The sequence below is a fragment of the Peribacillus sp. TH27 genome, from assembly GCF_016650915.1.
In the GTDB taxonomy this organism is placed as follows: Bacteria; Bacillota; Bacilli; order Bacillales; family DSM-1321; genus Peribacillus; species Peribacillus butanolivorans.
The window spans coordinates 1,838,560-1,864,294 of record NZ_JAEKEV010000002.1; the positions used below are offsets into that span (position 1 = coordinate 1,838,560).

General features: G+C 39.4%; 19 protein-coding genes and 1 riboswitch. Of the genes, 10 read left to right on the plus strand and 9 right to left on the minus strand.

Features of this window, described 5'->3' with window-relative positions; genetic code table 11:
- Positions 1-48 precede the first annotated feature (48 nt).
- Entirely contained in the window at positions 49-2,457 is a 2,409-nt protein-coding gene (locus tag JFU24_RS10285) for a penicillin acylase family protein (RefSeq protein ID WP_201249920.1), read from the minus strand.
- 640 nt (positions 2,458-3,097) lie between these two features.
- Between JFU24_RS10285 and JFU24_RS10290 the strand changes: the two genes are divergently transcribed.
- A complete protein-coding gene (locus tag JFU24_RS10290; RefSeq protein ID WP_201182048.1) occupies positions 3,098-3,985 on the plus strand; it encodes a PucR family transcriptional regulator in 888 nt (295 codons plus the stop codon).
- A 131-nt stretch (positions 3,986-4,116) separates the two neighbouring features.
- Positions 4,117-5,262 carry an ABC transporter ATP-binding protein gene (locus JFU24_RS10295; RefSeq protein ID WP_053344872.1) on the plus strand — a complete coding sequence of 382 codons (1,146 nt, stop codon included), beginning with the start codon at positions 4,117-4,119 and terminating at the stop codon, positions 5,260-5,262.
- 91 nt (positions 5,263-5,353) lie between these two features.
- On the opposite strand, the gene JFU24_RS10300 is transcribed toward JFU24_RS10295, so the two are convergent.
- On the minus strand, positions 5,354-5,596 hold the full coding sequence (locus JFU24_RS10300; protein ID WP_053344871.1) for a hypothetical protein: 243 nt from the start codon (positions 5,594-5,596) through the stop codon (positions 5,354-5,356).
- A 109-nt stretch (positions 5,597-5,705) separates the two neighbouring features.
- Positions 5,706-7,088 (minus strand): class II fumarate hydratase, encoded by a 1,383-nt coding sequence (gene fumC, locus JFU24_RS10305; RefSeq protein WP_053344870.1) that lies wholly within the window; start codon positions 7,086-7,088, stop codon positions 5,706-5,708.
- A 365-nt stretch (positions 7,089-7,453) separates the two neighbouring features.
- A riboswitch (SAM riboswitch) is annotated at positions 7,454-7,567 on the plus strand.
- Positions 7,568-7,652: 85 nt separating this feature from the next.
- Here fumC and JFU24_RS10310 point away from each other — a divergent pair.
- Positions 7,653-8,765 (plus strand): methionine biosynthesis PLP-dependent protein, encoded by a 1,113-nt coding sequence (locus JFU24_RS10310; RefSeq protein WP_053344869.1) that lies wholly within the window; start codon positions 7,653-7,655, stop codon positions 8,763-8,765.
- Complete coding sequence (gene metC / locus JFU24_RS10315) at positions 8,762-9,940, plus strand: cystathionine beta-lyase (RefSeq protein WP_201249921.1); 1,179 nt, start codon at positions 8,762-8,764, stop codon at positions 9,938-9,940. The genes JFU24_RS10310 and metC overlap by 4 nt, the downstream gene beginning before the upstream one ends.
- Positions 9,941-10,115: 175 nt before the next feature.
- On the opposite strand, the gene JFU24_RS10320 is transcribed toward metC, so the two are convergent.
- The 3 genes from JFU24_RS10320 to JFU24_RS10330 all read right to left on the minus strand — a co-directional run bounded on the left by JFU24_RS10320 (position 10,116) and on the right by JFU24_RS10330 (position 14,210).
- Positions 10,116-10,364 (minus strand): type B 50S ribosomal protein L31, encoded by a 249-nt coding sequence (locus tag JFU24_RS10320; RefSeq protein ID WP_053344867.1) that lies wholly within the window; start codon positions 10,362-10,364, stop codon positions 10,116-10,118.
- 79 nt (positions 10,365-10,443) lie between these two features.
- On the minus strand, positions 10,444-12,462 hold the full coding sequence (locus JFU24_RS10325) for an ABC transporter ATP-binding protein (RefSeq protein ID WP_201221769.1): 2,019 nt from the start codon (positions 12,460-12,462) through the stop codon (positions 10,444-10,446).
- Positions 12,459-14,210, minus strand: a complete 1,752-nt coding sequence (locus JFU24_RS10330) for an ABC transporter ATP-binding protein (RefSeq protein ID WP_201182061.1) — start codon at positions 14,208-14,210, stop codon at positions 12,459-12,461. Before JFU24_RS10330 ends, JFU24_RS10325 begins: the two co-directional genes overlap by 4 nt.
- A gap of 794 nt (positions 14,211-15,004) precedes the next feature.
- Here JFU24_RS10330 and JFU24_RS10335 point away from each other — a divergent pair.
- The 3 genes from JFU24_RS10335 to JFU24_RS10345 all read left to right on the plus strand — a co-directional run bounded on the left by JFU24_RS10335 (position 15,005) and on the right by JFU24_RS10345 (position 19,300).
- Positions 15,005-16,123: a DUF2515 family protein gene (locus tag JFU24_RS10335; RefSeq protein WP_201221773.1), complete on the plus strand. Its 1,119-nt coding sequence runs from the start codon at positions 15,005-15,007 to the stop codon at positions 16,121-16,123.
- 75 nt (positions 16,124-16,198) lie between these two features.
- Positions 16,199-16,552 (plus strand): hypothetical protein, encoded by a 354-nt coding sequence (locus tag JFU24_RS10340; protein ID WP_201249922.1) that lies wholly within the window; start codon positions 16,199-16,201, stop codon positions 16,550-16,552.
- Between the two features lie 633 nt (positions 16,553-17,185).
- Positions 17,186-19,300 (plus strand): peptidoglycan D,D-transpeptidase FtsI family protein, encoded by a 2,115-nt coding sequence (locus JFU24_RS10345; protein WP_201182066.1) that lies wholly within the window; start codon positions 17,186-17,188, stop codon positions 19,298-19,300.
- 86 nt (positions 19,301-19,386) lie between these two features.
- Here JFU24_RS10345 and JFU24_RS10350 read toward each other — a convergent pair whose 3' ends face one another.
- Together JFU24_RS10350 and glpK are read right to left on the minus strand one after the other, a co-directional pair.
- Positions 19,387-19,854 (minus strand): CBS domain-containing protein, encoded by a 468-nt coding sequence (locus JFU24_RS10350; RefSeq protein WP_201182067.1) that lies wholly within the window; start codon positions 19,852-19,854, stop codon positions 19,387-19,389.
- A 68-nt stretch (positions 19,855-19,922) separates the two neighbouring features.
- On the minus strand, positions 19,923-21,413 hold the full coding sequence (gene glpK / locus JFU24_RS10355) for a glycerol kinase GlpK (protein WP_201221777.1): 1,491 nt from the start codon (positions 21,411-21,413) through the stop codon (positions 19,923-19,925).
- A 188-nt stretch (positions 21,414-21,601) separates the two neighbouring features.
- Between glpK and JFU24_RS10360 the strand changes: the two genes are divergently transcribed.
- Positions 21,602-22,393: a TIGR00266 family protein gene (locus JFU24_RS10360; protein ID WP_053344859.1), complete on the plus strand. Its 792-nt coding sequence runs from the start codon at positions 21,602-21,604 to the stop codon at positions 22,391-22,393.
- A 298-nt stretch (positions 22,394-22,691) separates the two neighbouring features.
- On the opposite strand, the gene JFU24_RS10365 is transcribed toward JFU24_RS10360, so the two are convergent.
- The gene (locus JFU24_RS10365) at positions 22,692-23,441 is read right to left on the minus strand and encodes a glucose 1-dehydrogenase (RefSeq protein ID WP_201221779.1); all 750 of its coding nucleotides are present in this window, start codon (positions 23,439-23,441) and stop codon (positions 22,692-22,694) included.
- A 257-nt stretch (positions 23,442-23,698) separates the two neighbouring features.
- On the opposite strand from JFU24_RS10365, the gene JFU24_RS10370 reads away from it, so the two are divergent.
- Together JFU24_RS10370 and JFU24_RS10375 are read left to right on the plus strand one after the other, a co-directional pair.
- The gene (locus tag JFU24_RS10370; protein ID WP_201182073.1) at positions 23,699-24,001 is read left to right on the plus strand and encodes a phasin family protein; all 303 of its coding nucleotides are present in this window, start codon (positions 23,699-23,701) and stop codon (positions 23,999-24,001) included.
- Positions 24,002-24,016: 15 nt separating this feature from the next.
- Positions 24,017-25,687: an ABC1 kinase family protein gene (locus tag JFU24_RS10375; RefSeq protein WP_201182076.1), complete on the plus strand. Its 1,671-nt coding sequence runs from the start codon at positions 24,017-24,019 to the stop codon at positions 25,685-25,687.
- Positions 25,688-25,735: the final 48 nt, after the last annotated feature.

Here is a 25,735-nt window from a genome sequence, read left to right on the forward strand (position 1 = left end):
ATAGGCTCTTTATGCTTGAATGATAGGGTATATTCAAATCGTTACTTTCTACTTACTCATATTTAATGCGCTTACATTTTTAGCTGCTTTATAAATATCTTTCTTGTTAAATAAGTATGGCTTGAATTTCCATTCGGCGAACATAACTAGTTGGTCATCATAGTGGTCACTTATCGTTCCATCTTTTTTTACAAATCCAATTTGACCAGGCGGTGTGATGTTAAAGCCACTCGGCCCTTTCGGAGTCATTTCAATATAATGATTTTCACTTCCACGATTCATTTCAATAATTGGAGTCATTGAGCCATACCCGTGGGGAATACCAATCAATGATTTTTCACCAAAAGTCATCGTTTTTATAGGCATACGCCATTTTTCTGCTTTTACCCCTTTTTCTGATTGCAATTTAGCAAGTACTTCGTTTGTGCTTTCCATTATTATTTTTTCCTGATCTACGTTCACCCATTTATAGTTTGTAGATTCCTTGCTTAATATTTTATATGCTAATGAAGCCCCATAGCGATGATCGGTAATTTCTTTCGTTATTCCATAGAAGTCTCCCAATTCATCCATAAAGAGTTTATCATGGAGATTATTCCACCATTCATCAAAGAATGCCGCAATCCCTGCATCATAATATCCATCTTTATTTTCGTCTTCTTTTAGATTATTCCATTCTTCCAGTTTTTCAATTAAATAGGTGTAGTTCCCGTTGGTTGATTTATTCTTGTCCAACACATCAATCAATAACGGTTTAAAGAGGTTTGCTCGAAGCTGTGCAAAGCTTGCCGTATAATTAATTTCATTAATATCTTCTAATGTAACTTTCCCTCTCGCTTCCATCCCATTGATATATTGTTGGACTCGATTATCCTCACCCCAATAATAACTATATTCACCATTTACCCACTCTTTAGAAGGCTTATTGTTCCAATTAACTACATAGCCAATCTTCGGATTGATTACATGAGGGTTCTCTTTAAAAGGAATAAAACCTTTCCACTCATATTCTCCTGTTCCTGGTGTAGGGATTCTTTCATCAATTTTGCTGTTTCTAACTGGATATCTTCCTACATGATAATACGCTATATCACCTTTCTTATCCGCATAATACCAATTCAAAGACATCGTATATTCACTAGCTGCATTCTCAAATTCTTTTAAGTTTTTTGCCCAATTCGCTTTCATGTAAGCCGACATGCTTTGGGCCTCAGTTCCACGGAAAGACCACGACTTACTGTAAGCCACGTTATTTGTTTCATCTCTACTAATTACAGGACCATGTACTGTCCGATAATAAATCTTTTCTACTGTTTTCTTTTCTCGATTGTCTCCTTTGACTGTGAAAGATTCCTTCCTCTTTTCCATGTCTCTCCACTTCCCTTTGTATAAATACTGGGAAGCGTTGTTCGCATTCAATTTTTCCTCAAAGATATCGGTTACATTTCCGTACCCAGCTGTAGCACTTAGAGTAAAGTGATTGTTGGCTCCGAACATGATGAAAGGATAGCCTATGAATCCTGAACCTTCCATATCAAAACCTGGCGCATGCAAACCTACCTCGTACAAAAATCCAGGAGCAACAAAACCTACTTGTGGTCCACTGAATAATAAAGCATTTCCTGTTGCAGATTTCTCGGAACCGACTATGGCGGCATTACTGCCTATCTTTAACGGTAATCCAAGTTCTTCAGATGATTGGACAAAATTCTCCCTTTCCTTTCCGACTTTTTCAGAAGCTTTGATTACAGCTGAAGACAGTATTTGAAGGGATTGAGAAGACGAGTCCCTTTTTGGTTTCCCCTCGCTTACAATGCTTGTAGGAGCGCTAGGATCATTTTTCCACACTAAATCATCAAACATTTTCCGGGAAACTTCTGTCCCATATTCATGTTCTAGCTTTGCAAGTATCTCTGCGTTTTTTAACTCCTGGTGATTATCCATAAAATAGGTCATGGATACCATATAAACACGGACAACATCTGTCGAAGTCCATTTTTGCGGTAAAAACTGATATTCATGAAACTCCTTCGAAAGTTTATCATCTGGATCTTTTAAAGCTTCATTTACATAACGTGAAATACCTTCAGCAAATTTTGCTATTAATTCTTTAGGCTGACGATCCAGACCGTCAATCATTTTTTTAATTTCTTTATCACTATATCCATCTCTTCTGGATTGCTCATCTTTTGAAAGATAATCCTCTCCAAAAATTTCTGAAACGGTCCCCTCATTTCCGCGACGGAACATTTCCAACTGAAATAGTCGATCCTTTGCCATAACATATCCATACGCTTCATATAAATCTTTTTTATTTTTAGCGTATAAATGGGGTACTCCAAAATTATCACGTACTACTTTGATCCCTTCATTCTTATCCTTCCCAGCAAAAACTAGATTTTGAGGAAAAAAGAAAACAAATAGGATTATGACTGATATTAGCCACTTCGTCTTCATAATTACATTTCCACCTCCACTTTTTTATAACACTTATATCACGAATCATAACCTTGCTGTTATACTAATTCAAGATAATATTTAAATATTTAGAACTTTCAGGAATATATTATTAGTTTTTATCTTACACTATCCAACTTTTGTTCTAAATCCCTTAGTCATGTGAGTATTCCATTAATTCCAGCAAATCATTTATTATATTAAAATATCAAATTATCCTTATTATGAAATCAGAGAGGTATGAGAAAATAGCTCATAATATTAAAGAAGGAACGACTTATTCCTTCGTCTTTGACTGCATAGGTCAAAGTAATTTTGCCGGTAACTTGATCGCTTCTGATTTGAATATGACATTTATAAGGAATCATGTTTGCAAGATTGCAAGAAAATCATACGTTGAAAAACAGTGTGTTTCACAAATTACATAATAAAAGCAATACGACCATTTCCTCCATCCATTTGGGTTTATTGGTGTAATTTAAGGTATAGAATCATTACTTCGAAAAAAACTATTAAAATAGCTTGAAAATCAATGTCCTTGTCCTATTGTTTTTCTAATAACTTGTAATACCATTGTTTCTTTTCCACTTTATTCTTTTTCGCTATAATGAGATAGATAGTGAGAAAGAAGGTGAACACGATGCTTGAAAAGCTTAAACAAAAATTCCCAAACGCTCTTTCCAATATACAAGATACGAAGAACATTACTTCTTATATTTGGTTTGAAGACTCTATTGGGAGCACAATCGGTATTCCCCGTTCAGAAATTTCGGCCGAGGAAATCCGTTTGTTGGAACTGCTCTTTACTCCTTTATTTTACCAAAATAAAATTAACACGTTTCCTCACACACCATGGAATACTTTTTTATTCGAACCGAATGCATCCTTGCCTTTAACAAGCTGGGAGAATGTCCGGTTTATCCACTTTAATCTGACTCATGCTGATTTTTCGCACTCCCATTTCGAGGATGCCTTCCTCGCATTTGTCCCATCTGATTCAGTCTTGATCTGGGAAAATGAAAAGGCGGGTATTTTAATTGAAACAGACACAGATGAGTCGTTATCAAAAAATGAACTGCTTGCTATTTCAACCACGCTTGAGAGTGATTTTTATGTTAAGACTCGAATGTTTACCGGTCGCTTTCACTCTGTAAACCAAGAACTCCCTTATCACAGAAATCAGGAGAATAAGTGTTTTGACCTGGCACAATTGCATTTGCCAGATTTAAAAGTGACTGATTTGGCCGACATCATTCCTCACTCACTGATAAGTGACCAATCTGCAACGAGTAAAACTTGGTATATCAATGAAATACTCGGTAAAACCATGAATGATACTGAACTAATGAAGACGATTAAAACGTATATTGAGTGCAATTCCAATGCAACCTATGCCGCAAAGCAACTTTATATACATCGAAACAGCCTACAATACCGAATAGATAAATTTACTGAAAAAACTGGACTCGATATTAGAAACTTTCCGCATGCCTTGGCTGCTTACTTAATTCTTTTGCTGAATGATTAACTACTATTTGCAAAGTTAACAAAGGAATTATTATCCTTTTTTGTGCAGTGTGCCTATACTTTTTTCCAATTTGATAGATTAGACTATAGTTATTGGTACAAGTAATTAGGAGTTTAAAAGGAGGAATTTTCATGGCAGAGTTAGTATTAGATCATATATTTAAGGTTTATGATAAAAAAGAAACAGCTGTTAAAGATTTTAACCTTCGTGTGGCCGATAAAGAATTCATTGTTTTCGTGGGACCGTCCGGTTGCGGAAAATCGACGACTTTACGGATGATTGCCGGACTTGAAGACATTTCCCAAGGAGATTTATATATAGACGGCAAGCGGGTCAATGATGTCCCACCGAAAGATCGTGATATTGCGATGGTTTTCCAGAACTACGCCTTATATCCTCATATGTCCGTCTATGACAATATGGCATTTGGATTAAAACTCCGTAAAACGCCAAAAATGGAAATCAAGCAGCGGGTCAATGACGCAGCAAAAATCCTCGGTCTCGAAGACCTTTTAAATAGGAAACCGAAAGCACTTTCAGGTGGACAACGCCAGCGTGTGGCACTCGGTCGTGCAATTGTACGAGACGCAAAAGTTTTTTTAATGGATGAGCCATTATCAAATCTTGACGCCAAACTCAGGGTTCAAATGCGTGCTGAAATCGCAAAACTACATAAACGACTGGACACTACAACAATTTATGTCACTCATGATCAAACAGAAGCAATGACCATGGCCACACGACTTGTTGTTATGAAGGACGGTATCATCCAGCAGGTCGGCGCACCAAAAGACGTGTACGAGAAACCAGTGAATGTCTTCGTGGGTGGCTTTATCGGATCACCAGCTATGAACTTCTTTACCGGAACATTAAAAGAAGGCATCATTAAAATTGGGGAGCAAACGCTTGAAGTACCCGAATTGAAAATGAATACGCTGCGTGATCAAGGCTATATCGGAAAAGAAATTATCCTTGGCATCCGTCCAGAGGATTTCCATAATGAAGGGGCTTACATCAAGGAGTCTCCAAACACTACATTCACGGCTCAAGTCGATGTAGCTGAACTCATGGGTGCCGAAATTATGCTCTACTCGACATTCGCTGGCCAGGACTTCGTCGCGCGCATCGATGCAAAAAACATCATCCAAGCAGGCGATAATATTGAACTTGCTCTCGACATGAATAAAGCCCACTTTTTTGATAAAGGGTCCGAGCAGCGCATTTTTGCTGAAGGAGAATCACAAATGGAGTATGGCTTGAAGTTACTTTCTAATTAAATTTCATATACGCACAAAGACCCGTTCATATGAATGGGTCTTTGTGCGTATATTTCAGCTAAGGTCTTGAACTCTACTATATCTATAAAATCTATTCCTGCACAAGTACCACTTCATCATGTCCACATTTAGAGCAGTTCATGATGTGTGGACATTGACCTTTTTGGAGCGATTGCGGGTATCCATCGTTTTGCTTAAGCGTATCTATATCCATGTATGCACTGTATGAATCAGCATAATCCATGAATTTCCCTTTATCATCAAGATCACTGCCACATTCCGGGCAATTCACATGAATTTTTCTGAGGCCGTTGCAAAGCGGGCATAAAGCCATTGTATTCCCTCCTGTTCTAGAAACTTATATACTCAGTATTTGTTTATTCTATTATTTTAACACCTTAAAACACCCTCCCTAAAAACAGCGGGAGGGTGATCATAGGCAATTATTTATTAACCATGTTAGCAGGATCTACCCATGCTTTAAATTCATCATCAGTCAAGAATTCCAATTTCAACGCTGCTTCTTTTAATGTAGAGTTGTCTTTGAATGCAGTTTTGGCAATTTTAGCTGCTTTTTCATAACCGATATGTGGGTTCAATGCTGTTACTAGCATAAGAGAACGGTCAACATTTTCTTTGATTTTATCTTCATTCGCTGTGATGCCTACTGCACAATTATTGTTGAAAGAGTGAATGCCTTCTGTCAATAATTTAACAGTTTGTAGGAAGTTATAAATGATAACTGGTTTGAATACGTTCAATTCGAAGTTACCTTGGCTTGCTGCAAAGCCGATTGTTGCATCGTTACCAACAATTTGTGTCGCAATCATTGTCAACGCTTCACTTTGTGTAGGATTTACTTTACCTGGCATGATAGAGCTGCCTGGCTCGTTTTCAGGAATAGCGATTTCACCGATTCCGCTTCTTGGGCCGCTTGCCAGCCATCTAACATCGTTCGCAATTTTCATTAAGTCCGCTGCTAATGCTTTTAATGCGCCATGAGCGTAAACAATTTCGTTATGACTTGTTAATGCATGGAACTTATTATCCGATGTTACGAAAGAATGTCCTGTATCCGCCGCTATTTGTTTTGCAGAAAGTCCTGGAAATTCTTTTTTCGTATTGATCCCAGTACCTACAGCTGTACCGCCTAGTGCTAGATTCAATAGTTTTTGACTGCTTTCTTCAATCATCACTAAGTCTTTATCAAGCATCGCTTTCCAACCAGAGATTTCTTGGCCTAAAGTTAGTGGTGTTGCATCTTGAAGATGTGTACGTCCAATTTTCACAAGATCCCAGAATTCTTTTTCTTTTGCTGCAAAAGTATCACGAAGTACTTTAATTGCCGGTACTAATTTTTCAGCAACTTCCATATAGGCTGCAATATGCATAGCCGTTGGGAATGTGTCATTAGAGCTTTGCGCCTTGTTGACATCATCATTTGGGTGAAGGGTTTCGGACTCACCGTTTTCTTTTAACCATTCATTCCCTTTGTTAGCGACCACTTCATTCACATTCATATTACTTTGAGTGCCACTGCCTGTTTGCCAGACCACAAGGGGGAAATGTTCATCAAGTGTACCTTCTAGAATTTCGCCACAAATTTTAACGATGGCATTCTTTTTCACTTCTGAAAGATCACCAAGGTCATAGTTCACTTTAGCTGCCGCTTGCTTTACATATGCAAAAGCACGGACTAATTCAATCGGCATTTTTTCATTACCAATTTTGAAGTTGTTACGGCTTCTCTCGGTTTGTGCTCCCCAATACTTATCAGCAGGAACTTTCACTTCACCCATCGTATCTCGTTCGATTCTGTATTCCATGTGTTCTCCTCCTATGTTTGCACTATCCACCGAAAACCTTATGTATATGAAATGAATAATGACATATTATTAATTCTTCTCTCTATACATTGTACAAACTTTATTATTTTAAAGCAAAGAAACAGAACAAAACCTTCCCTATATTTCAGAAAATCCATTTAATTAAACAAAGTCTTTTAAAGTATCTCAACACCTTATACCATCGCGTTTTCCACAATATTTAGGGGTTTTTCATTGGACCAATCATGTTTTGACAACGCTAGTCCTAATTAACCAATAAAGAATTATCGAGCAATATTTTCCCAGAATGTTCTTGACAGCACTTTATATATATAGTAAATTCAAAAGAAATTGAATAATCTAAACTCTTATCGAGAGAGGTATAGGGAATGGCCCGATGACACCTCAGCAACCTTCATTTGTTTCAAACCAATGAAAAGGTGCTAATTCCACAAGTTTGTGAACTTGGAAGATAAGAAGAATGACTCGTCCATACTTAACCAAGTCTTCTTCTTAAAGAAGACTTTTTTTTATTTTATAAAACACAAAGGAGCAGTGAAAACTATGTATAAAACAGAAACATATCTTGCTCAACTAGGTAATCGCAGTGAAACGGCGACAGGAACAGTCAATCCGCCGGTTTACTTTTCGACAGCTTTCCGCCACGAAGGAATTGGCCAATCAACTGGATTCGATTACACAAGGACAGGTAATCCAACACGTCAACTTTTGGAACAATCCATCGCCAACCTTGAAAGAGGTGACCAAGGATATGCTTGCAGTTCAGGAATGGCGGCCATTTCTACCATACTAGCCTTATTTAAATCAGGTGATGCATGGATAGTCAGCGAAGATCTATATGGTGGTACATATCGTTTGCTAGAACAAGGTTTTAAAAAATGGGGCTTACAGTGTGACTATGTAAACACTTGTTGTTTAGAGGATATCGAAAAAGCTATTACTCCTCAAACAAAAGCCATCTTTATCGAAACTCCCACTAACCCTCTTATGCAGCAAACAGATATTAGCGCTGTTGCCGCACTTGCCAAACAATTTAATTTACTGTTGATTGTTGACAACACTTTTTATACGCCGCTTCTGCAGCAGCCTATCCTGCTTGGAGCCGATATTGTAATCCATAGCGCAACGAAGTATCTCGGTGGTCATAATGATGTTCTTGCTGGACTAATCGTGGCTAAAGGTGCAGAATTATGTGATTCGATTGCCTTCCATCATAATGGAACAGGAGCGGTGTTGAGTCCATTTGATTCATGGCTGTTAATGCGCGGAATGAAAACCCTGGCACTGCGGATGGAACGTCATGAAAAGAACGCCAAAATCCTTGTAGATTATTTATCAGAACATGAATGTGTAACGGACGTCCTGTATCCCGGCAGAGGTGGTATGATTTCTTTCCGGATAATTGACGAAGCAGCGGTCAATCCATTTTTACAATCACTTTCATTAATTTCATTTGCAGAAAGTCTTGGAGGCGTTGAAAGCTTCATCACCTATCCTGCTACACAAACACATGCCGATATCCCTCTTGAAGTTAGAACTGCTAATGGGGTTTGTAATCGACTTCTACGCTTCTCGGTTGGCATCGAAGACAGCGACGATTTAATTCAAGACCTCCAGCAAGCATTTGCACATGTAAAAAGGGAGGCACTACGATGACAAATCATGATTTCAGTTTTGAAACCAAATTACTTCATAACCAGCATAAATTCGATCCGACAACAGGCGGTGTGAGCGTCCCTATTCAGCACGCTTCCACTTTCCATCAAACTGATATCGATACATTCGGCAAGTACGATTACAGCAGGAGCGGAAATCCAACACGGGAAGCACTTGAAGATATCATTGCCGAGCTTGAAGATGGTACTCGCGGCTTTGCCTTTTCTTCAGGTATGGCAGCCATTTCAACAGCATTCCTTCTGCTTTCTGCTGGCGACCATATCGTCATCTCAGAAGATGTGTATGGCGGTACGTTCCGGATGGTTACAAGCGTGTTGACCCGCTTCAACATCGAGCATACTTTCGTTGATATGACGGACCTCGAAAGCGTTAAAGCGGCCGTTCAACCTAATACGAGAGCGATATACATTGAAACACCTTCAAATCCATTGCTTAAGGTGACTGATATTAAAGCCGTTTGTGATATCGCAAAAAAAGTCGGCGCATTGAGTTTTGTCGACAATACATTCTTGACACCAGCTCTGCAAAAACCGCTGAACTTAGGGGCGGATGTTGTCCTTCATAGTGCGACGAAGTTTTTATCCGGACACAGTGATGTCGTAGCTGGGCTTGCTGTCGTAAAAGATCCTGAATTGGCTGAAAGACTCGGTTCCCTTCAAAACTCCTTTGGTGCGGTACTTGGTGTCCAGGATGCCTGGCTTGTTATGAGAGGTCTGAAAACCTTGTCTGTACGAATGGAACACTCTCAAAAAGGAGCAGAAAAAATTGCAGACTACTTAAAACAGCAGCCATTAGTGAAAAAGGTGTATTACCCTGGGCTTACTGATCATCCACAGCATGCAATCCAGGAAGGACAGGCCCTTGGTGCAGGTGCAGTTTTATCATTTGAACTAGAAAGCGAGGAAATTTTCCGCTCATTTGTGAATACTGTCGAACTTCCTGTTTTTGCGGTTAGTCTTGGAGCAGTGGAATCGATATTATCCTACCCGGCAAAAATGTCCCATGCTGCCATGCCTGCTGATGAAAGGGAAAAACGAGGCATCACCAACAGCCTGCTTCGCCTCTCTGTCGGCCTTGAGAATCCAGATGATTTAATTAAAGACTTTGACGCTCGCTCTTGTAAAAAGTGCAAAAGCGCATGCTATTCCAGTTAAATAAAATATATAGAAAAAAAGGGTGCCTAGAGCAACCCTTTTTTCTATTATTAGGATTTTAAATGAGGCATTCACTACGTTATTACTAAAAAAATTATAAACCTTAATTTACCCACGAGTTCTTCCATCTCCCAAAATAAAAATAAAGGCCATCGATTTCTCGATAGCCTTAACATCATTTCTTCATATTATATTTTTCTAAGAAGCGATCCACACGTCCGCCTTTTTCAGCAAATTTCTGCTTGCCGGTATAAAAAGGATGCGTATCTGAACTAATCTCTACTTTTAATAAAGGATAAGTTTGACCGTCTTCCCACTTAATTGTTTCGTTAGATTTTTTCGTAGAGCCTGTAATAAATTTATAACCACTGTTAGTATCCATAAATACTACTTGCTGATAATCAGGATGAATTCCTTGTTTCATTATTATCACCTCTTCGTAAGTATCCCTCATTTTCTGAAAAATTATTCTTAATTTCTCCCTTCATTATTCCACTAGGTTTTTATCCAGCCATTCCCTTATGCGACCCAGCCTGCAGTTCATACATTTGATAGTACTTTCCTTTCAACTCCATTAATTCTTCATGTGTCCCCTGCTCAGAAATCTGTCCTTTATCCAGTACAAGAATTTGATCGGCATTTTTAATCGTGGAAAGCCTATGTGCAATGATAAAGGTCGTTCTTCCTTTCTTTAGTACTTCCATTCCTTCCTGGATAATGGCCTCTGTTTCTGTATCGATGCTTGCAGTGGCTTCATCCAAAATCAAAATCGCCGGATTAAATGCGAGCGCGCGTGCAAAAGAAATTAGCTGCCGCTGTCCTGAAGACAATGTCCCGCCTTTTTCAATAACCGGCTCATCTAGCCCTAGAGGCAGATGCTTCAGCACTTTGTCCCCGCCTACATCTTTTAATGACTTTTCAACCATTTCCCTTGTGATATCTTTATTATTAAGGCTGATATTGGAAGCTATGGTTCCAGTAAATAAATATGGATCCTGAAGGACAATTCCCATATGCTCTCTAAGTGTTTGGTGAGGAATATCTAAAATATCCCTTCCATCAATCTTGATTTGTCCTTCACTACTATCATAGAAACGGAACAACAAATTCATTATTGAACTCTTTCCCGAACCAGTATGACCAACTAAAGCTACTGTCTCACCTTGTTGCGCAGAAAATGAAATGTTTTTTAACACATATTCATTTTCTTTATAGCCGAATGAGACATTTTCGAATTGCACGTTTCCTTTATATCGGGAAATGTTTTCATCACTGACTTCTAATCCCTGCTCATCCAATAAACTGAATGCCCTCTCCCCTGCAACAAGCGCTTGTTCTAGGTTAGCAAACTGATTGACAATCCCGTGAAGCGGATGAAGCAGACGACTGATCAAATCAACAATTGCATACATTAACCCTAAAGAAATAGCTGAACTTGCTGTAAGCGACATCCCGCCGAAATACCAGACAAATGCTATTAGCGCCATGACCTTAATGACACCAATCAAGTTTCCTCCCGTTAATGAATTTAAATTGAGCATTTTATTTTGATACGAGTAATGCTCCCGGTTCAATTTTTCGAAAGAATGTTTTGTCTCCTTTTCACGTCCGAATGCCTGAATGATGTTCATTCCTTGAATGGATTCATTGATCATCCCGTTAATATCACTGACTCGTTCCCGAATGATGTGATTATATTTCGAGGCGAATTTGCGATATACCTTCGTCCAGATAACGATAATGGGAATAAGTAAAAGGCCCATGAGCCCTGCACGCGCATCCAAAATATACAAAGCAATGAGAACGCCGATAATATTAATCGTGCTTGAAAAGAAGTTGGCGAGCACCGTCACATATAACTCTCGAATCGCCTCAGTGTCATTAGTAACCCTAGCAACAACTTTCCCAGCGGGCATATTATCGAAATAACGAATGGGCAATCGGGAAATATGAGTAAAAATATCATTTCGCATCTTCTGAATAATTCGATTCGCAGCTTTCTGTAAATAAAAACTCTGCCCATATTGAAAAACAGAAGAAATGATAACAAGACCAAAGTAAAAAGCTACAAGCTTTATAATTCGCGGAATTTCTGGTTGGTAAAACTCCATTAATTCCTGACTTGTTAATTTCTCTACTGATACCATTTGCTCTTTTCCGTTTTTCTCAATTATTAATGTTTGGTTTTCTAAGGTTCTATCGCCATCGATGGCAACAGCTTCATTGACGAAGACGAATTGATTGCTAACCTGCAATACATGGACTTCTTTTCCTTTCTTCTCATCTTCAGTAAAATAATCTGCCCGTTTATACCAATTATCACCGTACTCGACAGTATCTTTCCCTTTTTCCGTTTCATACCAAGAAGATTCGATACCAAGTATGTGAGAATCAATGATTTTTTTAGCGATGAATGGACCCGTTAAGTCAGCGGCAACGGAAAGCGCTAGCATGATTAGGGCACCAATAATCAATTTTTTATAAAGAGCAGCGTATTGATAGAGTTTCTTTACCACCTTCATGCTCTCACCTCCGTTTCTGCGTCAATTTGTTGTCGCTCATATTGCTCCCTATACCAGCCATTTTGCTTCAGTAAATCTTCGTGAGTTCCTTCTTGGATAATCTCTCCGCTGTCCAACACGATAATTCGATCGGCATGCTGAACGGCTGATAAGCGATGTGTTGTGATGATGGTCGTTTTCCCCGACCGTTCATTTTGGATATTTTCAATGATTGTCGTTTCTGTCTTTGCATCGACGGCTGATAAGGAATCATCCAATATAAGGATTTCCGGATTTTTAATCAGGGCCCTTGCAATCGAAATCCGTTGCTTCTGCCCACCTGAAAGAGCGACCCCCTTTTCACCGACAAGTGTCTCAAGACGCTTAGGCAGCATCGTTAAATCCTTCTCAAAATCCGCAAGCCGGATAGCTTCAGCCAGTTCATCTTCCGTTGCATCCAATTTACCGAATAAGATATTGTCTCTCACAGACTTTGAGAATAAAAAATGATCCTGCGGAACGTACCCGATCCATTTACGAATATCTTCAAGCTCCAGTTTCTCTAACGGCATACCTGAAAAAGCAATCTCCCCGTTTCCTAATGGATATTCCCGTAGTAACTGCTTCACGAATGTCGTTTTTCCACTTCCAGTTTTTCCTACGATTCCCAGGGTCTGCCCACGCTCAAGTTGAACGGAAATATTGGAGAGATTAACAACTGTTGAAGATGGATACGTAAAAGAAACTTGATCAAACTTAATATCTTCCGGATTAGAAATCCTCTCCGGCTTCAATGAATTTTTCACATCCGCTTCATAAGAAAGAGTATCTTGAACACGGTCAAGCGAAGCATTTCCCCTTTGCATGACGTTAATTAGTTCACCAACCGCAATCATCGGCCAGATTAACATTCCAAGATACACATTGAATGAAACAAGACCTCCAAGTGTAATGGTTTGTTGAAAAACAAGATAGGCACCGTAACCCAAACTGATTAAATAACTGATACCGATGATAATGCTAATCGTCGGGTCAAAGAGTGCATCAATTTTCGCTACCTCGAGGTTTTTACGATATACATCCTCAGTCATTTCATCAAATCGCTTTTCATCCTCCCGTTCCTGAACATAGGCCCGGATGACCCGTACACCAGAAATGGATTCCAGCACTTTGTCATTTAAGTTACCAAAGGCTGCCTGTGCATCCGTAAAACGTTTATAAATTTTTTTCACGTAAATTTGCATCATTAGGGCCATGATTGGAAGTGGCAACACCGCCGCAATCGTCAATTGCCAGCTGATAGTTGCACCCATCATAATCACAACCGTGATAGTAAATAGAACTGAGTCAACGAGCGTTAATATCCCAAACCCAGCAGTGAGCGAGATTGCCTTTAAATCATTGGTGGCCCTTGCCATTAAATCTCCTGTCCGGTTTTTTTCATAAAAAGCCGGCGTCATTTTCAACAAGTGCCCCATAAACCCGGATCTAAGTTTTCGTTCGACCAAGTTTCCGCCGCCGAATAAAAGATAACTCCATAAGTACCCAAATAGATAGCTGACACACAGGACAATGAGCAAATAGATAACGTATTTCATGATTCCTTCTTGCGTCATGTTGCCGTTGTTCATGTCATCAATGGCATTCCCGACAAGCTTTGGTGGAATAACCTCCATAATATTCACTAGGCATAAAAATAAAATGGCCCAGGTATAACGCTGCCATTGCTCTTTAAAGTACCAGGACAGCTTTTTAAATATCGCAAACATGAATTCCCCTCCCTTATGTTCTCACCATTAATTTACTAGCCGCTTTCTGGATCTCCTGGTTGGAGTAGAACCACCATTGTTATTTGTCTCATTAATAATTCCTCCTATCTTTTATATTGAAAGGATGCTATTGCATCGGATTCCCTAAATAACAAAAAGCCCCCGTTAATTAAGCGGAAGCTTTTTTAGATGCGTAAGAAACACATATAAAAGGCGCAGGCCGCGAAACTTCCACAACCTGCGCTTAAAAATGATTAATGAGCACGTTCGACCCTTTGTCTATAAAGACAAAGTTTCAAGGCAGGCGGATGTATGAAAATATACGATTATCACATCAATGTGCTTATCTAATTTAGTCATGACGTTCGCCTCCATTTATTATAAATTATTGGATATTTTTACCTTGTGATTAAAGATTACTATGGGTGTATATTTTTGTCAATTGTGACTTTTCTAGATTATTAATGAATAATCCTTTATTCTTATAAGAACGACTCAACCTTAAGGAGGTTCAGCATATGCATTGGAGAAAATATATACTCCTAGCGGTACCCTTTTATTTTCATCCATATTCATCTTATTTGCCGTTCCGGTCCAGTATAGACCGCTATCATTCATTCCCGTGTTACTTTTCTGGATAGTTTATTATATTTTATTGAACCGGGAAAAGAAGAAGAAAAGTAATCGATGACGATAAAATTTCTTCATCAGTCAACAATTTGAGGGCGATGCAAAGGCAAAGCCCTTTCTTGGTGCGCTGCATATAATAATTAAAAAACATTCGTGGTGATTGTATGTTCTCGCAATATGTGCAGAAGTTGTTAGGCAAACCACCTGTCAAAACTAATCCGATTATTGATGCAGAAAGGTTTGGCACTCTAAAATCCCAATTACAAAAAGAGCTTTTTCACCCTTTAGATGAATCCAAAGCATTTTTGCCTGAGGAAACGGCTCTAGTAAAGAGCGTACGTACAGAGACAGCTGCCATGAACCGGAATAATGTAACAAGGACTCAAGCCTATCTTTCCTATTACAGGCGGAATCCCGAGGTTCATTGGTCTTTTTTAGCTCATATGGTTTCCAGAAACGGTGGATACCATATGACTGATTTAAAGAGTTCATCCATGACCCATCTCTTCAGCAAAGAGGATCGGCAAAAATTTTTCCTTTTCCTCGAACGCGCAAATTCAGCAGTCTTTGCAGATTCCTTTCCACAGCTCCTTTTATATGAACATTCCAAACGAAGAAAGTTTTCTTTAAGAAAGTTTCTACAAATCTTTCATATTTCAAGATTCATGGCACCGATATGGGAATCGTTTTTAACTGAACCTCATTCACCTCTATTAACATCCGCTCTTATCATCAATGAACAAAGAATGCTTCAGGAAAGGGTAATTAACCGTACCCGACATGGTGAAATCCTAAGAAGGCTCGATTTTCAGCTGCAGGAACTTTTAGGGTTTACGACGGTTATCTTTCCTTATGCAAAAAAGCAAGACAGACTCTATTCCTTAACTGGACTAACCGTTGAGCGCTTTACTGATCCGAAGCAGCGTATTGAAACTGGAAAAATCTTATATCAACTTCTCTTTCAGAATCCAACTGTTTTTCAAGGTGTGGGGCAATTTGCAAAAGCAGTTCACCATACCGGTTCTCGGGAGGATTATTGGAAGTCCATTTTCACCTCTGAAACACCTTCTGCAATAGAATGTAAAGTTTACAGTCCCACTCTACTTGATGCCTGGGACGACCACACCTTCTTTCCTTTACCTTCAATCGATTGGTTTACAATGGAAAGCTTCATCGAAGATTTACAAACCTTCCCAATTATAAAAAAGGTGGACTTGACCAACAAGGTGCTCGAAAATATCCAGCAACTCAAAAACATCAATAAATTGAAGTCAATTATCTAGTTTCACGCCTCTTACTTTGAATACCCCATCCTCCATTTGGCAAGAATGGTTAGCAAAAAGAATGGGTGAAGCGAAATGAGAGGCATTGTACTAATGAATCCAAACTACATGATCGGTGATTTACATACGAATGAAAGCTTTGCAATCCAAAAGATTGTGACTGACAAATATATAGAAGAAAAAAATATTTCCCCGGTCATACTAAATCCTTATCAGCTCTATCCTTATTACACCATCCCACATGTGCTTCTCTCTAATTTACAAAATAAAAAGGCAGATACGATTGATTGCCTTGTGCTACATTCTATTGAAACGATGGAACGGTTTATCTATATCTACCCTGAAAAGTGGCTCGATCTTTGCGGATATTTCAAAGAGATAATCTGTGTAGTAGACCAAACTCCTGTAAGGAAAAATGAAGTAAATTAGGTATCGCCATATTTATAAGTCACAAAAATCAACGTACTTAAGGCGGTGTGAATCAGCAACAAATAAAATGATTCTCTATCACGAGTTCCATATTCTATGAATGCGCTTGATTCCAAAGAACGAACATCACGATGGTGGTAAGCGCTGAAAGCGCAGTCAACATCCTGGTTGTTCATAGTCTATTTACAGCAGCAATCTACCAGGTTTAAATACCCTGATGAACAAACCGGTTCCAGAGACAGTATATATTTTCTCCTCTTCTTTATCTTTTTTTCTCCGCCTCCCATTTGAACTTCCGTATTACATGAAAAACCATACTTTTTCTATAGAGCATACGTCTTTTTCCAATCTTTCTCTTCACCGCATAAATGGTTTAAATCTGCATCCTGCAGATTTTTTAGGCTGTTCGCCCGACAGCCTTTCTACTACCCTTTATACCTATTATTAATAGATCATTTAATATATTTAAACGTTTCTAATTGTTAGAATACAAGGAATTTTTAATATCTTTAACAATATTTTGGTAATATAGATAATTTTACGGATAAAGCATAGAAAAAATAGTTAATTTTATATATCATTAGAGATAGGAATTTTCTTTTATTTTACTTTTACTAGAAAGGAATGATTAAAATGGCTAAAGAAAAAAAGAAAAAAACCCCAATTCCTTTCCGCCTGAACTTTATGTTCTTTTTAATATTCATTTTATTTTCAAGCTTAATAATAAGACTTGGGATCGTCCAAATTGTGTATGGAGATGATTATCTCCGTGAAGTTGATCGAACGGAAAATGATGTGGCTAATACCCCCGTTCCCCGTGGCAAGATGTATGACCGCAACTTGAATCCAGTTGTTGATAATGATCCTCTCAATGCTATTACTTACACGAAATACCCGAATACAAAAACAGCTGATATGGTGAAGACAGCTGAGATTCTTGCTACATTGATAAAAATGGATACGAAAAAAGTTAGAGACCCAGATATAAAAGATTTTTGGATTTTAAAAAATCCAGAAAAAGCGGAAGCATTGATTACCAAGGCCGAAAGGAAGAAAGTAGTCGAAAAGAAATTAGAACAAAAAGATCTATACAAACTTCAATTAGAGCGAGTCACTGAAGATAATCTCAAGGAATTTACCAAGGATGAATTGGAAGTTATAGCCATCTTCCGTGAATTCAATAGCGGTTATGCCCTTACCCCATCCATTGTTAAGAATAAAGGGGTTTCCACAAATGAATTTGCCCGGGTAAGTGAACATTTGGATGAATTGCCCGGCGTGGATGTGACAACCGATTGGGAAAGAACCTACAAGTATGACGAAACTTTACGTTCGGTACTAGGCAAAGTTTCTTCTTCTGAAGAAGGTCTTCCAAGTGAAAATATTGATTATTATCTAGCCCGTGACTATACCAGGAATGACCGTGTTGGAAAAAGTTATATCGAAAAACAATATGAAGATGTCCTGCGCGGTCAAAAAACTCGGGTTGAAAATGTCCTGAGTAAAGGGGAAGTCATCAAAACGGAAACTCTCACGGAAGGTCAAAGTGGAAAAGACTTAGTACTGTCAATTGATATGGAGCTGCAGCAAACGGTTGAAGATATCATTGAAAGAGAATTACGCCGAACGAAAGCTAGAGGAAATACCTACCTATTAGACCGTGCCTTCGTTGTTTTAATGGACCCGAACACAGGCGAAGTACTTACGATGGCCGGTAAACAATACGGACGTAATAGTAAAACCGGTTTAATTGAAATGAACGATTTTGCCCTTGGAAACATTACGACCTCCTATACGATGGGATCATCTGTTAAAGGGGCTACGGTCTACACAGGTTTTCAAACGGGAGCCATTTCACCGGGGTCAGCTTTTTTTGACCGAAAACTACAGTTAGCAAGGGCTAAACCAAAAGGGTCTTATAGCGATTTGGGTTATGTAACGGATGTCACCGCGTTAAAAAAATCGTCGAATGTATTTATGTTCATGACAGCAATCAAAATTGCCGGCGGGCATTATATTCCCAATCGACCGCTCGGAATCAACCGGGAAGCTTATGCGATCATGCGCAACCATTATGCCCAATTTGGATTGGGTGTCCGTACCGGCATCGATCTGCCGAATGAATCGGTCGGGTTTAAAGGCGTTGACATGTCAAAAGATGGGTTGCTCCTGGATTTATCGATCGGGCAGTATGATACATATACACCGATGCAGTTGGCACAATACGCATCAACGATTGCAAATGGCGGAAAAAGGCTGGAGCCGCGGATGGTCAAGGAAATCCGGAACCCTTCCGAAGAACACAATCAGTTGGGCAGCGTCTTTAAATCGATGAGCCCCAAAGTGCTGAACGAATTAGGCGGTAAGGATGTTTGGATTCAGCGTGTCCAGGAAGGTTTCAGGCAGGTTGCCCAGGAGCCAGGCGGGACGGCATATAAATATTTCGGCGGTAAATCCTACCGTGCGGCTGCCAAAACGGGTACTGCTCAAGCCTTTTATGATGGACCGCGAAGAAATCAATATAGTAAACCAGTCGATACTATCAATCTAACACTTGCAGGGTATGCACCTCACAATAATCCAGAAGTGGCATTCTCTGTCGTCGTGCCATGGGTATATCAAGGCAAACCTTCTGACGATATTAACAAACGAATCGGCCGAGACGTAATGGACGCCTATTTTAAGTTAAAGGAAAAAAGATTAAAAGGTGAATCTGATAAAGACAAGGAAATTGAGAATACTCCGTGATATTTTCCTTATTTATTAATTAGAGATACAGTACACAAAGAGGCCTGCTCCATTTAGAGCAGGCCTCTCCTATATGCATCAATCTATTACTCTAAATTTTGAACGAATTCCTTATAAAGAGCCCGCAGTGCATCTCCTCTACTGATAATGCCGATAACCTTATTATTTTCGTCTACAACGGGTATTTTCTTGAAATGATGCTTAGAAAGGACCTTTATTAATTCATCCAACGGATCTTTTGGGGATAGCTTTGTGATTTTCTTATTTTTAATGATCTGCGATACTTTGTCATTCATCTTAGATGTGACCTTTTCATCCAGTTTTTCACCTGGAAGAATCGTAATGTACGTAAAATATCCCATTATCGCATCCTCTGCAGGTGCCAAATAACGTAAGATATCCCCATCTGTTACCATCCCTAAAAGCTTATCCTGTTCATCAACAACCGGGACCCCGCCAACTTTATTTTCTATTAAAATTCGCAAAATTTCCTTTAATGTAAAATCCGGACGGGCCACATATACTTCTCTGATCATGAAATCTTGAACTATCACAAAACCACCCCTTTTCATAGGTTTGACTTTCTATATCTTATCTCTATCTATTAATACCCTTATATATTCTATTTAAAAACCCTTGCGGCCTGAACTGCCTTTTTCCAGCCATTATATAAATCCTTTCGTACCGCTTCTTCCATGTCAGGCTCAAATGTTTTATCGACGGCCCATTGCTTAGAAATCTCCTCTTGACTGCCCCAATAACCGACTGCGAGTCCAGCTAAGTACGCTGCCCCTAACGCTGTTGTCTCACTAATGACCGGTCTTTCGACAGGTACATTTAAGAGTCCGCTTTGAAATCCCATCAAGAAGTCGTTTTTGACAACACCGCCATCAACCCTCAATGCCTTTAAGTTAATCCCTGAATCGACCTCCATGGCGCTAAGGACATCTTTTGTCTGGTAGGCTAATGCTTCCAATGTTGCCCGGACGAAATGCTCCTTCGAAGTCCCCCTTGTTAACCCGAAAACCGCTCCTCGGACATCACTATCCCAATAAGGAGTACCAAGTCCAACAAACGCAGGGACTACATAGACCCCATCCGCTGAGGTAACCCGCTTTGCATACATTTCACTATCTTTCGATTCTTGCAAGATCTCCAATCCGTCCCTAAGCCACTGTATTGCTGAACCTGCGACAAAAATACTGCCTTCTAATGCATACTCGACTTTCCCGTTAAGGCCCCATGCAATCGTAGTCAACAGACCATGTTCAGATTTCACTGCCTGTTCTCCTGTATTCATCAGCATAAAGCACCCGGTGCCGTATGTATTCTTAGCCATTCCTTTTTCAAAGCATTCTTGGCCGAACAATGCGGCCTGCTGATCTCCTGCTGCTCCAGCAATCGGAATTTCATGTCCAAAGAAATGATGTGTGACAGTTTTCGCATAGACCTCTGAAGAAGGCCGAACTTCCGGCAGCATTGAATGAGGCACCTGTAAAATTTCGAGAATCTCTTCGTCCCACTTCAAATCATGAATGTTATACATCAGCGTTCTCGAAGCATTCGAATAATCGGTTACATGGGCTTTGCCACCTGAAAGCTTCCATATCAGCCACGTATCAATCGTGCCAAACAATAAGTCCCCGGCTTCTGCCTTTTCCCGAGCACCGTCTACATGATCGAGAATCCATTTCACCTTTGTCCCGGAAAAATAAGCATCAATCAACAAACCCGTTTTCTGTAAAAATAAATCACTGTGACCATCCTTCTTCAATTGCTCGCAGATTTCGTTGGTCTGTCGGGATTGCCAAACGATTGCATGATAAACAGGCTGTCCTGTTTCCTTATCCCAAACCACCGTCGTTTCCCGTTGATTCGTTATACCGATTCCCGCAATCTGTTCCGGCTTTACATTCATTTCCGATAGACAGGAAGCGATGACTGATAAAATAGAACCCCAAATTTCATTGGCATTATGCTCTACCCATCCAGGATTCGGGAAATATTGGGTGAATTCCTTTTGGGCAATATGCAAAACTTCACCTTTTTTATTAAATAAAATGGCCCGAGAGCTTGTTGTTCCTTGGTCCAATGATAATATATACGTCTCCATCGTTGTCTCCTCCTACACAAAAAGATCTATTTCATCTTCAGTGTCATGCTGTTTTAATATTTTCATTTTACTCGATATATCCCTGAAAATAAAAGATATAGAAAAGTCCCAGCTATAGATTGAAAAATATTGGCAGATTTATAGAATATCTTTTACAATAAAAATAGTTAAGATTGGAGGAATAGTAAATGAACAATCATGAAATAGACTTCAAATTACATGGTGATGATATGCAGTTTGTAGAAGTGGAATTAGATCCTCAAGAAACAGTAATCGCCGAAGCAGGAAGTTTGATGATGATGGAAGATCAAATCAAGATGGAAACTATCTTTGGTGATGGGTCATCAAGTAGTGATAGCGGAATGATGGGGAAGCTTTTTGGTGCTGGTAAAAGACTTCTTACCGGAGAAAGTCTTTTCATGACCGCTTTTACAAACGAAGGGTATGATAAAAAACGCGTTTCCTTTGCTTCACCGTATCCAGGTAAAATCATTCCCATGGATTTGAGTGAGCTCGGCGGAAAAATCATTTGTCAAAAGGATGCTTTCTTAGCAGCAGCCAAAGGTGTATCTGTCGGAATTGAGTTTCAAAGAAAAATAGGAACAGGCTTTTTTGGCGGTGAAGGCTTCATCATGCAAAAACTTGAAGGCGACGGAATGACCTTCGTTCATGCTGGTGGCACGATCCATAAAAAGGAATTGGCTGCAGGTGAGGTTTTACGTGTTGATACAGGCTGTTTAGTGGCTATGACTAGCGGCGTGGATTATAATATCGAGTTCGTAAAAGGAGTAAAAACGGCTTTATTTGGAGGCGAAGGTTTATTTTTCGCAACTCTAAAAGGACCAGGGACCGTCTGGGTACAATCATTGCCGTTCAGCCGTCTTGCCAGCCGTGTATTTGCTGCTATGCCGCAAAATGGCGGATCTTCTGACGAAGGCAGTATAGCGAAAGGTTTATTCAATTTATTCAACGATAAATAAGAACTGGACCTATGGCTGCCACTTTGACAGTCATAGGTCGGTCTTTGAAAAGGATGGATAGCTAGATGTAACTTGTTAAGTGGGTCTACATGAGACGCTATAATATCAAAGCGATTTTCGATTAATTTCCGAACTCTCCTGTTATTTTCCGAAAAATAAGAGATTACTATTTTCTTTATACCATTCAATGGACAGCTGCAGATTACCTTATTGGCACTAAAGAGCTTGAAGAAATGAAACAGCTTCTCAACCGGGAGCTCGGAACTGAACTGCAATATCTCTATCGAAGAAAATAGGGTTATTCCTCGTATATCATTTTTCTTGTCATCCCGCCATCGACAATAAGGTTAACACCGGTAACGAAATCATTTTCTGATGCTGTCAAATAGAGACAGGCCCTTCCAATATCTTCTGGTTTGCCAACACGATTGGAAAAATGCTGTTTATGATCCTTATCACTTAGCGCTTCATAATCCCCCGTTTCAATCCACCCCGGTGAAATCGAATTAACCGTAATATTCTCTTTGCTGAACGAAGCGGCGAGTGCATGAGTCAGAGCAACGATTCCACCTTTTGTTGCGGCATAGGATTCCGAATCCGGCTCTGACATAATTGCTCTTGTTGATGCCAAATTGATGATTGCCCCTCCCATTTCATTATCTCGCATATATGTTGCTGCCGCCCGGGAACAAAGAAAAGCGCTTCGCAAATTCGTATTCATCATATCGTCCCATTCCTCAATCGTCAGATCATATAGAGATTTGAATAAAACTTTCCCTGCATTATTAATTAATATATCAACTGTCTCGTATGTTTTTCGAGTAACGTCCATCAAATGAAGGATGTCAGCCTCCTTCCGAACATCCGTTTTTACGAATAACGCTTCATGCCCTTTCTTTTTGAGTTCCTCTACAAACCGTACACCCTCCTGCTCGTCCAAATCTGCCAGAACGACCGAAGCACCATTTTCTGCGTATTCTTTTGCGACGCCTTTCCCTATTCCATTAGAAGCACCTGTTATAATCACTGTTTTTTTGGTAAAACTCATTATATTTCCCTCTCTTTCGCTACAAACTTTTTTCCTATCATAATATCCAAACAGCTTCTCTTCAAACACATCGCTAAAATATTTGTCATATTTTTTACTTTATTATCAACAATCAACAATCAATAAGACCCATTATATTTTAGTAGTAGTCCTTAATGATGTATGATAATAGAAACATCATGGTTTAACTAGGGTGAAGAGCACCCACTATTATCTTTCTTACAGTGTAAAAAATCTTATATTGGAGGAATGTAAAAATGGACTTATTAAAAAATGTGTTTTCCTTAGGCTTAGGTGCTGCCGCTGCTACAAAAGAACAAATTGAAAAAGCAGTTGACTCTCTTGTGAAAAAAGGGGATATCAGTAAAGAAGACTCTAAAGTTCTTATGAAACAATGGGTTGAAAAAGGTGAACAAGCCCAAAAACAACTGGATGAGTCCGTCAAAGCTAAGGTCAATCAAGCACTTAATGGTTTGAATCTGGCAACCAAAGAAGAAGTTCGGGAATTAGAACGTCGGATAGTAATTTTAGAGCAAAAAAACCAAAACATACAACCGTGATCTGGAGGAACTTGAATGTTTGGCAAGCGACTGAAACACGCACAACGTTACCAGGAGATCATTAATGCCTTTTTGAAAAATGGCTTTGGTTATTTCATATACCGTTTGGGATTATCTGAAAGTAAATCCGCTTCGAAGCTACAACCCGATGAAAACCTGAACCTTCGTTCAATTGGGGAGCGGTTGCATACGATTTTACAAAGCTTGGGTCCTACATTCATAAAGCTTGGTCAGATTGCAAGTACAAGGCGTGATTTCGTTCCGGAAGAAATTGTCCGTGAACTTGAAAAATTGCAGGACCAAGTCACACCTTTTCCATTTGATAAGGTAAGAAAGATTGTTGAAGATGAATTGGGTGATTCTTTAGAGAACCTTTTTCTCGAATTTCATGAACTCCCTCTTGCAACTGCTTCGATTGGGCAGGTTCATGTTGCACAGCTTCCATCACAGGAAGTGGTAGCAATCAAAGTTCAGCGGCCTGATATTCTGCCGACAGTGGAAACGGATTTGGAAATTCTCGATGATTTAGCAAGACTGATGGAAGCACGCATTTCTTGGGGGAGACGATACCAAATCAGAAAAATGATTGATGAATTCGCTAAATCACTGCGGGCAGAACTCGATTATAACTCCGAGGGGCGAAACGGGGAAAAAATAGCCAAACAATTCATGAATAATCAAGGGATTAAGATACCAAGGATTCATTGGGAATTTTCAACAAAAAGAGTCTTAACCATGGACTTTATTCAAGGCATTAAGATCAATCATTATAAGCAGCTTGATGATGAAGGCTATGATCGTCGAAAAATAGCGGAAAGATTAGCGAATTCCATGCTTCAACAAATTTTAATTGATGGTTTTTATCACGGCGATCCTCATCCTGGCAATATCGTCATATTGCCGGGGAATATCGTCGCACTCATGGATTTCGGTATGGTAGGGCGTTTGGAGGATGAGATGAAATTTCAGTTCGCATCACTTGTCATCAATCTAAAACGGGGAAGTACCAATGGACTGATTAAGACACTCTCCGATATGGGCCTTCTTACAGACGAAACCGATATGATTGCGTTAAGATATGATATTGATGAATTGCGAATTAAATATTATGACATCCCATTGAGTCAGATTAGCTTAGGCGGAGCGGTCAATGACCTGTTTACAGTTGCTAATCAGCACCATGTCCAAATCCCTCCCGAATTCACGATGCTAGGTAAGGCTCTGCTTACCATGGAAGCCATTATCGAGGAATTAGATCCTCATTTCAGTATTATGAAGGCTGCTGAACCTTTTGGAGAGAGGTTGTTAAAAGAACGCTATAATCCAAAGAACATCGCCAAGAACACTTGGAATCAATTTGTCGAGACTGCAGAAGCCATGGCCGAACTTCCGAAGGATATTAGAGAAGTAACCGGTATTATTAAAAAAGGAAAATTGCGATTAGATATCAATATCCCCGAGCTTCAGGTATTTTTACATAAACTTGATCAAATCTCGAACCGGTTGTCTTTCAGTATTATCTTGCTCGCCTTTAGCATAATCATGGTCGGCCTCATTATCGGCTCAGCAATAGGAGGGGAAACTCTTCTTCTTTGGAAAATACCAGTTATTGAAATCGGGTTTGTCGTTGCAACCCTGATGTTCTTACTAATGCTCTATACTATTTTTAGATCAGGGAAAATGTAGACTCACGAAAAAAGAGAAAATCCCATTAGTAAGGATTTTCTCTTTTTC

What these genes read in the sequence shown, in the direction of transcription:
- JFU24_RS10320 (WP_053344867.1), bottom strand. Translation starts at nt 10,364, where the DNA reads ATGAAACAAGGAATTCATCCTGATTATCAGCAAGTAGTATTTATGGAT.
- JFU24_RS10295 (WP_053344872.1), top strand. Translation starts at nt 4,117, where the DNA reads ATGGCAGAGTTAGTATTAGATCATATATTTAAGGTTTATGATAAAAAA.
- JFU24_RS10335 (WP_201221773.1), top strand. Translation starts at nt 15,005, where the DNA reads ATGTTCTCGCAATATGTGCAGAAGTTGTTAGGCAAACCACCTGTCAAA.
- JFU24_RS10375 (WP_201182076.1), top strand. Translation starts at nt 24,017, where the DNA reads ATGTTTGGCAAGCGACTGAAACACGCACAACGTTACCAGGAGATCATT.
- JFU24_RS10370 (WP_201182073.1), top strand. Translation starts at nt 23,699, where the DNA reads ATGGACTTATTAAAAAATGTGTTTTCCTTAGGCTTAGGTGCTGCCGCT.
- JFU24_RS10330 (WP_201182061.1), bottom strand. Translation starts at nt 14,210, where the DNA reads ATGTTTGCGATATTTAAAAAGCTGTCCTGGTACTTTAAAGAGCAATGG.
- JFU24_RS10340 (WP_201249922.1), top strand. Translation starts at nt 16,199, where the DNA reads ATGAGAGGCATTGTACTAATGAATCCAAACTACATGATCGGTGATTTA.
- glpK (WP_201221777.1), bottom strand. Translation starts at nt 21,413, where the DNA reads ATGGAGACGTATATATTATCATTGGACCAAGGAACAACAAGCTCTCGG.
- fumC (WP_053344870.1), bottom strand. Translation starts at nt 7,088, where the DNA reads ATGGAATACAGAATCGAACGAGATACGATGGGTGAAGTGAAAGTTCCT.
- JFU24_RS10360 (WP_053344859.1), top strand. Translation starts at nt 21,602, where the DNA reads ATGAACAATCATGAAATAGACTTCAAATTACATGGTGATGATATGCAG.
- JFU24_RS10325 (WP_201221769.1), bottom strand. Translation starts at nt 12,462, where the DNA reads ATGAAGGTGGTAAAGAAACTCTATCAATACGCTGCTCTTTATAAAAAA.
- JFU24_RS10345 (WP_201182066.1), top strand. Translation starts at nt 17,186, where the DNA reads ATGGCTAAAGAAAAAAAGAAAAAAACCCCAATTCCTTTCCGCCTGAAC.
- JFU24_RS10310 (WP_053344869.1), top strand. Translation starts at nt 7,653, where the DNA reads ATGTATAAAACAGAAACATATCTTGCTCAACTAGGTAATCGCAGTGAA.
- metC (WP_201249921.1), top strand. Translation starts at nt 8,762, where the DNA reads ATGACAAATCATGATTTCAGTTTTGAAACCAAATTACTTCATAACCAG.
- JFU24_RS10285 (WP_201249920.1), bottom strand. Translation starts at nt 2,457, where the DNA reads ATGAAGACGAAGTGGCTAATATCAGTCATAATCCTATTTGTTTTCTTT.
- JFU24_RS10290 (WP_201182048.1), top strand. Translation starts at nt 3,098, where the DNA reads ATGCTTGAAAAGCTTAAACAAAAATTCCCAAACGCTCTTTCCAATATA.
- JFU24_RS10365 (WP_201221779.1), bottom strand. Translation starts at nt 23,441, where the DNA reads ATGAGTTTTACCAAAAAAACAGTGATTATAACAGGTGCTTCTAATGGA.
- JFU24_RS10300 (WP_053344871.1), bottom strand. Translation starts at nt 5,596, where the DNA reads ATGGCTTTATGCCCGCTTTGCAACGGCCTCAGAAAAATTCATGTGAAT.